Consider the following 11613-nt stretch of genomic DNA (forward strand, 5'->3'; position numbering starts at 1 on the left):
CACCCAGACTCCTAGCGCGGTTGGTCGAAGCAGAAGGTCCTGGCACTTCTCCTGCCAGATATCCCGGTTATCCAGCATTGTGAATCCGGCTGGATAGCCATCGTCATAATCCAGTTCAATGTCGTCACTCCGACTCATTGGCGCTCTCCGTGCGAACGGAGCCGCTTCATTTGCTCGGCCTTGGTAGGGCGGCCTCGCCGCCGCTTAATGCTCGTGTTATCCCCGACGTCAGAACGGCCGGGGGCATCGACGTGCTCAGCCAACCAACTCTCGACATCTTCCATGCGCCAAAGCAATCGTTTTGTGCCTGGCAAGCGGCAGATGGGTGGAAGGGAATAAGGTTTGCGCGTCGCGTCGCAGCGAATGCTGGCTACGGACTTTTGGATATATTTGGAAAGCTGCTCAACGGTCAGAAGGGCTTGCATGGGACGTGGCCTCTTTGTCCGTGCCAAATCGCTCTGGCACAGGGCAATGAGTACGCGGCAGTCACAACGCACTGGCTTACAAGCGCGAAGCCCTCGCGGTTAGCCAACCTCGGGGCAGTGCATTGGTGACGGGCTTATGGCCCACGTTTCCCTGCTCTCCTGGCGATCTTCTCCATTTTCCCGGCCTCATTTTGACCGGCGGATAGATCGACTTACTCTTCAGGCGATTGCCTCTCGGCATCCTTTCTTACCAACCGTCTACTTCCGCTTTTCGACGGTTGGCTACTGAACAGGCTATTGCTTCGAATCCATCTCCGAGGGGCGAGCTCGGCTCGACTTCAGCAGCTCACAAAGCAATGTGACCTTCAGCGCATTGAGCTTAAAGTATCAGCAGTGTCGAGCTATGTCATGCAGCTGATGCAGGAATTCTTAGCTTGCCTTCTATTTCATTGCCGGCTTTCCCTAACTCGCCGCCCCGACAAGCCAGGTTGTCTACGAATCACCACGTGGCTAAAGCCTTTGTCAGAACACCCTTCAAGGCATCTGCCGTCAACTCAAATAGTTCGATGTATCCGAAGACGACCTCGACGGCGTAGCCAGTGCTGCCACCAAGAGAGTGGACGGTCTCGTTACGCCTGTCATAGAACTCGTTCCACTTGGCCCACAACTTTGAAGCACAGTCTTCCTTCTTTGTTACGCCGAAATGGCTCTTCAACTTGGTGCTCTCGCCGAGCTGCTCTCTTATTTTTTTGATATCGAGCCTCTTGAAGATGTCCGCCACAACGTCAGGCCGGCAATTGTTCGCGTGATATCCAAACGTCGCGCTCGCAAGCTTGGTTGGATCATCGTTAACAACAAAGCCTTGCAGCGCATCTAGCGCCGATCTAACCCGTCCGATCAGCGTAGGGTCAGGAGCACTCTTCACCAAGACGGACTTCATGAATTTGAGCTGCTCTCGCGAAACAAACCAATATGTGTCTCTGATGGCGTGCCGACTCGCGTCTGGCATTCCCAAATACTTGTCCATCAGGTAATTGGCACATTGGATAGCTTCCTCGCGAACGAACTCTTCGAAGCCAGATGCCAGAAAAATCAGGGCCATTGAGTTGGCTGTGTTTCCGGTACTGACGTTGACCTGGCTCAGATCGACGTCGGTCCTATGCGATTTGAGCGCATCAGGACTCCGGCTCGCCGCCTCGACTACGCTAATGATTTCCCGAATCTGCTTGGTACGGCCCCTGAAATCAGTCAAGGGGCCTTCAAGATCGGCCGCGGGCATTAGGCAAACTGTCCAAACAGTTTGCGGAAGGTGCCGATTCTATTTTTTATGTCTGTGGCCGTATTTGCCGACCCCGTTAGCGACCCACTGGCGCGCTCTTCTTCGACCAACTTGTTGTAAGCGGACTGAATATCCACTTTGCGGGCGATTAGTGCGTCCTTCTTGTCCCAAAGCTCGTCGAGGGCCACCATTACGCCGTCGTAGATCCCCGCGACCGGTCGGTAGGCTGTGCCGGCCCCTGGCGTCGCTAGGGAGAACGGGTGCCCGTCAAAGAGGTGGTCTGCCAAGTTGAGCCGCGAGAGAAAGCGAGCCTTCATCTCCACAGCCTCCGCGGGCGTACATTCGATATTGCGCTCCATGCATCGATCCAGCATTGCCTTCATTGAGCCTTGAATGTGCGCGTCGTTGTCGAGGGCAAAGAAGCGGAGGACGAGCTGGCAGTCGCCCATAGTTCGATAAAGTGGATTCTTCTGACGGTCCTCCTCCTCATAGTACTCACTCGGGTCTGCTCCGATGTAGGGCGGGATGCCCCAGATGCGAGTAAAGGTCTGATCGCGGGAAAGGTCGACGATCAGTTCATTGAAGTGTCCGCCGTAGATCGCGTTACGGATCTCCTGCGCGCTAAGCCTCCTGCCGCCTGTGTTCAGGCGCTCAAACACGAAGCGGCGCAGTTCGTATAACTTCGCGGAGCCGGGCTTCTTGAGTTTGCTCTTTGACTCTTGCAGCAAGACGATGGCAGAGATTGAGGCCCGATCAAGGCTCCTCTTGACCTTGGGTGGAAGCCGCTCATACGTGCGACCGTTGAGAGTTGGGATGATCTGCAAGCCTCGGAGCTTGAAAGAGTTGTTCAGAAACTCCTTGATCGCGTTGAGCCGCTGCTGGCCATCCATTACCTCGTATCGGGCGAGGTCGTTCTCATAGAAGAAGACTGGCGGCACCGGCACATTCAGCAGGAGCGACTCAATCAGAAGCGACTTTTGAATGTTTGTCCAACGCAGGCGGCGTTGATACTCCGGACGGAGGTTTACGTCGTCGCCATCGACAATCAGGGCGCGAATCTGCGGCAATAGGAAGTTGTTGGTCTGGTAAACAACACGGAAAGGCTGGCTGCCGATCTGTGAGTCGACTTCTTCATCTGAAGATTGGGCCAATTCTGAACCCTGAGCGTCGGATAACTCCTCCGACTCCTCAATCTCTTCTGCCACATCGCGCTGATCGTCAGTCATGTTCGATTCCGAGTCTTGTTTGGATATGCATGGTACGCCGCTCCCCTATCACGACATCCTGCGGGCTTGTGCCAAGCCGTTAGTAGCTATGGAGCCCAGGATCAGTTTGCCAGTCCGCGTGTAGTGGTGAAGCGTTAGAGCCGGGCCGGTGGTCGGAGCCTGCACAAGTACGGCACGACGCAGGGACTTTGCAGGACATTGCGGAGTTTGCAGCGCCAGGACCAAGTCGGCCGGCCGGTGCCACAAATTTGCCACACCAGGTCAGCGAAGTTGTGCCGCCCAAAGCAAAACAGCGCATCACACTGCAACGTGTAATGCGCTGTTTTAATTGGAAAAACTGGTGCCGGAAACAGGAGTCGAACCTGCGACCTACGCATTACGAATGCGCCGCTCTACCAACTGAGCTATTCCGGCGAGGAACCAGCAATTCTACGGAGCGAACGAAAGACGCGCAAGACGTCCCGGGCTCAAAGCGAGGCCGAGGTGACGCCGGCGATGCGCAGTTCCTTGGGCAACGCGAAGGTGATGGTCTCGGGCTCGCCATCGAGCTCGCGCACCTCGCCGGCGCCCCAAGACTGCAGGCGGGCAATCACGTCGCGCACCAGCTTCTCCGGCGCCGATGCGCCGGCGGTGAGGCCGATGCGCTTGACGCCGTCCAGCCAGCTGCGCTCGATGTGTTCGGCGCCGTCGATGAGGAAGGAGCGCACGCCCTGCTTCTCCGCCAGCTCGCGCAAGCGGTTGGAGTTGGAGCTGTTGACCGAGCCGACCACCAGCATCAGGTCCACCGCGTCGGCCAGGCGGCGCACCGCGTCCTGGCGGTTCTGCGTGGCGTAGCAGATGTCGTCCTTGCGCGGGCCTTCGATGTCGGTGAACTTGGCGCGCAAGGCCTCGATGATGGCCTTGGTGTCGTCCACCGAGAGCGTGGTCTGGGTGACGTAGGACAGCTCGTGCGGGAATGCAGGCTCCAGCGCATTCACGTCTTCCACCGACTCCACCAGCAGAATCTCGCCGCGGTTGGCCCGGTTCCACTGGCCCATGGTGCCTTCCACTTCCGGATGGCCCTCGTGCCCGATCAGCACCACGCTGCGGCCGGTGCGGCCCAGGCGGGCTACCTCCATGTGCACCTTGGTCACCAGTGGACAGGTCGCGTCGAACACCTTGAGGCCGCGCTGCTCGGCCTCCTCGCGTACGGCCTTGGACACGCCGTGGGCGCTGAAGATCACCGTGGCGCCGTCCGGCACCTCGTGCAGCTCCTCGACGAACACCGCGCCATCGGCGCGCAGCTTGTCCACCACGTAGCGGTTGTGCACGACTTCGTGACGCACGTAGATCGGCGCGCCATACGATTCGAGCGCACGCTCGACAATGGCGATGGCGCGATCCACACCGGCGCAGAAACCACGGGGGTTGGCGAGCAGGATGTCCACGGAAGCTCCGGACCCGGACGGGTCATCTGACAGGCTGCGCATTATCGCATGGCCTGCGTGACGGCACGAAACCGGGCGTTCAGGCCTTGGCCTTGCCCGCAAACAGGCCGAATACCACCAGCATCACCGCGCCCACGGTGATCCCGCAGTCGGCGAGATTGAACACCGGGTAGCTCCACTCGCGGTAATACACCTGGATGAAATCGGTGACCTGGGCCGCATGCAGGCGGTCGATGAGGTTGCCCAGCGCACCGCCCACGATCAGGCCCAGCGGCAGCGCCGTCTTCCAGTCCCCACGCGCGGTACGGGCCAGCCAACCCACCAGCACGCCGCTGATCACCACGGCCAGCACCACGAAGAACCAGCGCTGCCAGCCCGCACTGTCGGCCAGGAAACTGAAGGCGGCGCCAGTATTGAACGCCAGTGTCCAGTTCAGGAAACCCGGGATCACCGGATGCGGCACACCGGCCGGCTGCAAGGCGGTCAGCGCCCACCACTTGCTGAGCTGGTCGAGGACGATGACGACGGCGGAGAGCAGGAGCCAGTTGAGGGCGTTGGGTTTGGGTTTCATGGAGTCATCAATCTAGCGAGCGTTACCTACCCTACCCAGCCGGGAGAGGGTTGGGGCGAGGAGCCAATCTTGTCGCGGGTTGCAGATAGAGCGACTGCGTCTTTGTGGCTCTGTCGCGAGCACCCGCCCCTCACCTCGGTCCTCTCCCCGACGGGGAGAGGAAGAAGTGTGGTGCTGTCTTAGAACCAGCGGCGATCCTCGCCCGGGCCCTCGACGTTGCTGATGCAGCGATCGCACAGTTCAGGATGGTTCGCGTGCGTGCCTACGTCGTCGCGGCGGTGCCAGCAGCGCACGCACTTGGCGGCATCGCTGACGGTGGCCGAGACCCATACGTCCGCGCCTTCCAGTTCGGTCAGCACGGCATCGGCCGGCTGCCCACCGGCCAGGTCCAGGCGCAGGTCGGAGGTGATGAAGAAGAAACGCAGCTCCGACGCGGCGGGCTGGTAACGCGCCACGATGGCCGGATCGGCATGGATCGCCAGCTTTGCTTCCAGCGAGGCGCCGATCTGCTCGCCCTTGCGCATGCCCTCGAGCACGCGCGAAGCGGTTTCGCGGATCGCCAGCAGGTCGGACCAGTAGCGACGCTGTTCCGGCGAACCCTGGGTGGCCACCAGGCCGTCATACCAGGTTTCGAACAGCACGCTCTCGCTGCGCTCGCCCGGCAGGTGCTGCCAGATCTCCTCGGCGGTGAAGCTCAGCACCGGCGCCAGCCAGCGCACCAATGCCTCGGCGATGCGGTACATCGCGCTCTGCGCGCTGCGGCGACCGTGGCTGTCGGTCGGCATCGTGTAGAGGCGGTCCTTGGTGATGTCCAGGTACAGCGCGCCCAGTTCGTTGGTGCAGAAGTTCTGCACGCGCTGCACGATCTCCGGGAAATCGTAGCGGTCATACGCTGCCACCACCGCCTGCTGCACGTCATGCGCCTGCTGCACCGCCCACTGGTCCAGCAACAGGCTCTGTTCCACCGGCACCAGATGCTTGGTGGGATCGAAACCGTCGAGGTTGCCGAGCAGGAAGCGCGCGGTGTTGCGGATGCGGCGATAGGTATCGGAGACGCGCTTGAGGATCTCGTCCGACAACGACATCTCGTTGCGGTAGTCGGTCGAGCAGATCCACAGGCGCAGGATGTCCGCGCCCAGCGTCTTCATGATGTCCTGCGGCTCGATGCCGTTGCCCAGCGACTTGGACATCTTGCGGCCCTGCGCATCCACGGTGAACCCATGGGTGAGCACGTCGTTGTACGGCGCTTTGGCGAACATGGCCGACGAGGTGAGCAGCGAGGACTGGAACCAGCCGCGATGCTGATCCGAGCCTTCCAGGTACATCACCTTGTAGCTCGACGCCTTGCCCTGCTGCAGTTCGGGGCGCTGGCCGACCACGGCGAAATGGCTGACGCCGGAATCGAACCACACGTCGAGCACGTCGAGGACCTTTTCATAGTCCTTGGCCTGGTCTCCCAGCAGCTCGGCCGCATCGAGCGCGAACCACGCATCGATACCGCCCTGCTCCATGCGCCTGGCCACCTGCTCCATCAGCGCGACGCTGTCCGGGTGCGGCTCCTGCGTGGCCTTGTGCACGAACAGTGCGATCGGCACGCCCCAGGTACGCTGGCGCGAGATGCACCAGTCGGGACGGTCGCCGACCATGCCGGCGATGCGCTCCTCGCCCCACGACGGCACCCAGCGCACCTGCTTGATCGCATCCAGCGCGGTCTGGCGCAGGCCTTCCTTCTCCATGCTGATGAACCACTGCGGCGTGGTGCGGAAGATCACCGGCGTCTTGTGGCGCCAGCAATGCGGGTAGCTGTGCTCGATCTTGGCGAAGGCCAGCAGCACGCCGCGGCGGCGCAGCAGCTCGACGATCTCGTCGTTGGCCTTCCACAGGTGCTTGCCGGCGATGACCGTGCCGTCGAGCGCGGCTGGCGTATCGGCGCGGTAGGTGCCGCGCGCCTCGGTGTAGTTGAGCGTCTCGATGCCGTACTTGCGCGAGACGACGAAGTCTTCCACGCCGTGGTCGGGCGAGGTGTGCACGGCGCCGGTACCGTCTTCGGCGGACACGTGGTCGCCGATCAGCACGGGCACTTCGCGTGCATAGAACGGATGCTTCAGCAGCACGCCTTCCAGTGCCTGGCCGGCGACGTGGCCGAGCACCGCCGGCTCGCCTTCGATGCCGTAGCGCTGCGCCACCTTATCCGCCAGCGCGCTGGCGACCACCAGCAGCAGGCGGTGGCCGTCGCGCGCCGGGCCTTCGATCAGCGCGTATTCCAGCTCGCCGCCCAGCGACACCGCCAGGCTTTCCGGCAGCGTCCACGGCGTGGTGGTCCAGATCGGGATGGCGACGATGGCATCGCCCGCATCCACGCCGAACTTCTGCGCCAGCGCCTTGGGATCGACGGCGTCATAGGCGACGTCCACCGCGGGCGAGCTCTTGTCGGCGTATTCGATCTCGGCCTCGGCCAGCGCCGAACCGCAATCGAAGCACCAGTACACCGGCTTTGCGCCACGCACCACATGGCCGTTGGCGACGATCCTGGCCAGCGCGCGCACCATGTCGGCTTCGTACTTGAAGTCCATGGTGCGATAGGGGTTTTCCCAGTCGCCCAGCACGCCCAGGCGCTTGAAGTCGGTGCGCTGCAGGTCGATCTGCTGCTGTGCGTACTCGCGGCACTTCTGGCGGAAGGCGGCGGCGTCGAGCTTGTCGCCCGCCTTGCCGAACTTCTTCTCCACCGCCACTTCGATCGGCAGGCCGTGGCAGTCCCAGCCCGGCACGTAAGGCGCGCGGTAACCGGCCAGCAGGCGCGACTTCACCACCACGTCCTTGAGCACCTTGTTGACCGCGTGGCCCAGGTGGATGGCGCCATTCGCGTACGGCGGGCCATCGTGCAGCACGAACACCTGGTCGCGGTTGGCGGCGCGCTCCTGGATCTGCGCATAGCGGCCCACCTGCTGCCAGTCGGCCAGCCACTTGGGCTCGCGCTTGGGCAGGTCGCCGCGCATCGGGAAGTCCGTCTGCGGCAGGTTGATGGTGTTCTTGTAATCCTGGGTCATTGCCTGGGGATGCTCTAATCGGGTTCTGGCGCGGCCTTGCCGGCGCCGTAAGGTTGCCTGTGGCGCCGCCAGGGACTGGGCGGAAACGCCAACGTTACCGGATTTGCCGCGCCTACGCCTCGCTGAGCCGTGGATTCATGCCCAGCAATTCACGGGCCTGGCGGGCGTCCTTGGCCATCTGGACGGTCAAATCGTCCAGGTTGTCGAACTTCTGCTCGTCGCGCAGCTTGGCCACGAATTCCACCGCCATGCGCTGGCCGTAGAGGTCGCCATCGAAATCAAACAGATGGACTTCGAGCAGCGGCTCGGGCACTTCGTTCACCGTGGGCCGAACGCCGAGGCTGGCCACGCCCGGCCAGCTGCATTCGCCCTCGCCCAGCCCCACCCGCACCGCGAAGATGCCGTGCACCGGGCTGGCGCGGTCGCGCAGGTGGATGTTGGCGGTGGGATAGCCCAGCTCGCGCCCCAGCTGCTTGCCGTATTCCACCTTGCCCTCGATCACGAACGGACGCCCGAGCAGCGGCGCAGCACCGGCGAATTCACCGGCGGCCAGCAGCATGCGCACGCGGGTGGCCGAAACGCGGGTGCCGTCCAGCAGCACCGAAGGCATGGTACGTGCCACGAAATGGTGGCTGGCACCCATGTTTTCCAGCAGGGCCACGTCGCCGCCACGCTTGTGGCCGAAGCGGAAGTCGCCCCCCACCCACACCTCGCGGGCCGCCAGCCGATCGACCAGCACGCGCCGCACGAAATCCTCGGCGGACATCGCGGTGAGCGTGTGGTTGAAGCGCAGCATCAGCGCGTGACTCATGCCGGCGGCATCGAAACCGAGCAGCTTCTCGCGCACGCTGGACAGGCGCGGCACCGGCTCGGGCGAGAAAAACGCCCTGGGCAGCGGCTCGAAGCTCACCACGATCGGCGTCAGGTCGAGTTCGGCCGCTCGCTCGCGTACTTCGGCGAGCAAGGCCTGGTGACCACGATGCAGGCCGTCGAACGCACCAACGGCCACCACACTGCCGCCGGGCGCCAGACAGGGGCCGGCGACATCCCTGGAAAGTCTCATCATCCGCCGAGTATAGCGGGTGGACGGGGCTGGTCCGTGCCGATCCAGTCCGTTCTTCCCGTTGTAGGAGCGCACCCCTGAATCGAGTTCAGGGGTGCGCTCCTACGAGGGACGGCGTGGTTACACGCCGCGCAGCTCGCGCAACCGGAATCCGGCCGCGAACAGCGTCGCCACATAGGCGCCGCCGCCGGCCAGCACCAGCACGGCCAGCCGCCATACGCGAGTCCGGTTGTCGGCAGTGGTCCAGTCCGGCCATACCCACATGCCCACCAGCAGCACCACCACCATCACCGCGCAGGCCACCACCAGCCGCAGCAGGTGGCGGGCCCAGCCGGGCTGCCGCTGGTACACGCCGGCCCGCTTCAGCCAATGCCAGAGCAGGCCCAGGTTGAGGTAACTGGCCAGCGCACTGGCCATGCCCAGCGCCATGTGCAGGCCCGGCACGGCGGCGATGCCGTCCATCCAGGGCAGCTGCCGCTGTTCCGGCGTGGCCCACATCAGGTAGAGCATGGCGACGAACACCACGTTCAGCACCATGTTAGCCACCAGCGAAGCGACGCCGGCACGCACCGGGGTCTTGGTGTCCTGGCGCGAATAGAACGCCGGCAGCGCCACCTTCACCAGGGCGAAGGCCGGCAGGCCAAAGCTCAGCGCGGTGATCGAGAGCGTGGCCATGCGCGTGTCGAACGGGGTGAACTGGCCGTGCTGGAACAGCGTGGCCACCAGCGGCCGTGCCAGCAGCATCAGGGCGAACATCGCCGGCACCGCGATCAGCAGCGTGGTACGCAGGCCCCAGTCCAGCGCCTTGGAGAAGCCATCCCGATCGGTGGTGACGTGATGGCGCGACAGCGACGGCAGAATCACCGTGCCGAGCGCCACGCCGAACAGGCCCAGCGGCAACTCCAGGAAGCGGTCGGCCTGCGACAGCCAGCTTTGCGAGCCAGTCATCAGGTAGGCCGCGATCACCGTGTCCAGCAGCAGGTTGACCTGGGCGATGGAGGAGCCGAACAGCGTAGGCACCATCAGCGTGAGGATGCGGCGCACGTCCGGGTGGCTCCAGCCCCAGCGCGGCAGGGTGAGCAAGTCCAGCCCCTTCAGCGAGGGCAACTGGAACAGCAGCTGCAGGATGCCGGCCGCGAGGATCGCCCAGCCCATCGCCATGATCGGCGGATGCAGGTGGCGGGACAGCCACAGCGCACCGGCGATCATGCACAGGTTGAGGATCACCGGCGTCAGCGCCGGCAGCGCGAATCGATGGAAGCTGTTGAGCGCACCACCACACAGTGCGGTAAGCGAGACGAACAGCAGGAACGGGAAGGTCAGCCGCAGCAGCTCGGTGGTCAGCGCGAACTTCTCCGGCGTATCGGCCGCGCCCTGCGAGAACAGCGCCGCCACCTGAGGCGCGAAGATCACGCCCAGGGCGGTGATCACCAGCAACACCCCGCCCAGCGTGCCTGAGACTCGCGACATCAGCTGCTTGAGGTCCTCATGGCTGCGCTTCTCCTTCACTTCCGTGAAGACCGGCACGAAGGCCGTGGAGAACGAGCCCTCGGCAAACAGGCGACGCATGAAGTTGGGGATGCGGAACGCCACCCAGAACGCGTCGGTGGCCGCATTGGCACCGAACACCGCATTGATCGACATGTCCCGGACCAGTCCGAGCACGCGTGAAATCATGGTCATGCTGCTGAACGACAGCAGCCCACGGAACATGCTGGGAGACTTCATGCGATGCGACGGCGCCTTTGCGAATGGGACGGCATGCCGGGCAGATCCCCCTCCCCGGCCGAAAGGCGCATAGTGTGACAGCGCTTGTTGGCGAGATCACGGCCTCTTCATGGCATAATGCGGGCTTCCGCTTCCCCGATGGGTGCCCGCCAGACGGCCTCGCACCTGACCTGATGCCTTGACATTCGGCTAAGCGGTTGACGCTGCGGCGCATTCACCGCATAATTGCCGTCTTTTTCCAACCCAGCTATCCCGGAGTTCTACCTTGGCCAACATCAAGTCCGCGAAGAAGCGCGCGCGCCAGTCCGAGCAGCGCCGCCTGCGCAACGTCAGCGCCCGCTCCATGGTGCGCACCGCCCTCAAGAAGGTCGTCAAGGCCATCGAGAACAAGGACAAGGCTGCTGCTGTCGAGGCGTTTGCCGCCGCGCAGCCGGTCATGGATCGCTACGCCGCTCGCGGCCTGATCCACAAGAACAAGGCTGCTCGTCACAAGAGCCGCCTCAACGCGAAGATCCGCGAGCTGGCGTAAGCCAGCTCCGCGTATTGCATCTCGGGTTGGCGAAAAAGCCGGCGAAAGCCGGCTTTTTTGTTGCTTGAGCAAGAGCCGGCCGGCGAAAGCCGGCTTTTTTGTTGCTTGAGCAAGAGCCGGCCGGCGAAAACCGGCTTTTTTGTTGCTTGGGCAAGAGCGGGCCGGCGAAAGCCGGCTTTTTCCTTATGCGCGGCCTACGCCTCCCTCTCCCCGCCGGGGAGAGGGTTGGGGGGAGGGGACAATCTCGCGATGCCCTGCGACCAGAGCGGGCCTGTTGAAACATTCGGGCGAGCACCCGCCCCTCACCCTGCCCTCCCC

8 protein-coding genes and 1 tRNA gene are annotated in these 11613 nt (G+C 63.3%); 1 reads left to right on the top strand and 8 read right to left on the bottom strand.

Going from position 1 to position 11613, the window contains the following annotated elements; all coding sequences use genetic code 11:
* Positions 1-924: 924 nt before the first annotated feature.
* From DVU99_RS10410 to murJ, 8 genes are all read right to left on the bottom strand, one after another.
* The gene (locus tag DVU99_RS10410) at positions 925-1704 is read right to left on the bottom strand and encodes a hypothetical protein (RefSeq protein WP_157971402.1); all 780 of its coding nucleotides are present in this window, start codon (positions 1702-1704) and stop codon (positions 925-927) included.
* The gene (locus DVU99_RS10415) at positions 1704-2930 is read right to left on the bottom strand and encodes a DUF262 domain-containing protein (RefSeq protein ID WP_114240140.1); all 1227 of its coding nucleotides are present in this window, start codon (positions 2928-2930) and stop codon (positions 1704-1706) included. Before DVU99_RS10415 ends, DVU99_RS10410 begins: the two co-directional genes overlap by 1 nt.
* A gap of 338 nt (positions 2931-3268) precedes the next feature.
* Positions 3269-3344, bottom strand: a tRNA-Thr gene (locus DVU99_RS10420).
* Between the two features lie 53 nt (positions 3345-3397).
* Complete coding sequence (gene ispH, locus DVU99_RS10425) at positions 3398-4357, bottom strand: 4-hydroxy-3-methylbut-2-enyl diphosphate reductase (protein WP_114240141.1); 960 nt, start codon at positions 4355-4357, stop codon at positions 3398-3400.
* Between the two features lie 79 nt (positions 4358-4436).
* A complete protein-coding gene (gene lspA / locus DVU99_RS10430) occupies positions 4437-4928 on the bottom strand; it encodes a signal peptidase II (protein WP_114240142.1) in 492 nt (163 codons plus the stop codon).
* A 179-nt stretch (positions 4929-5107) separates the two neighbouring features.
* Positions 5108-7975 (bottom strand): isoleucine--tRNA ligase, encoded by a 2868-nt coding sequence (ileS, locus tag DVU99_RS10435; RefSeq protein WP_114240143.1) that lies wholly within the window; start codon positions 7973-7975, stop codon positions 5108-5110.
* 112 nt (positions 7976-8087) lie between these two features.
* Positions 8088-9041, bottom strand: coding sequence for a bifunctional riboflavin kinase/FAD synthetase (locus DVU99_RS10440; RefSeq protein ID WP_114240144.1), 954 nt, complete (start codon positions 9039-9041; stop codon positions 8088-8090).
* Positions 9042-9158: 117 nt separating this feature from the next.
* Positions 9159-10766, bottom strand: coding sequence for a murein biosynthesis integral membrane protein MurJ (gene murJ / locus DVU99_RS10445; RefSeq protein WP_114240145.1), 1608 nt, complete (start codon positions 10764-10766; stop codon positions 9159-9161).
* Between the two features lie 265 nt (positions 10767-11031).
* On the opposite strand from murJ, the gene rpsT reads away from it, so the two are divergent.
* Positions 11032-11295, top strand: coding sequence for a 30S ribosomal protein S20 (rpsT, locus tag DVU99_RS10450; protein WP_038616506.1), 264 nt, complete (start codon positions 11032-11034; stop codon positions 11293-11295).
* Positions 11296-11613 lie beyond the last annotated feature (318 nt).

It is taken from the genome of Dyella sp. C9, assembly GCF_003332825.1.
Classification (GTDB): Bacteria; Pseudomonadota; Gammaproteobacteria; order Xanthomonadales; family Rhodanobacteraceae; genus Dyella.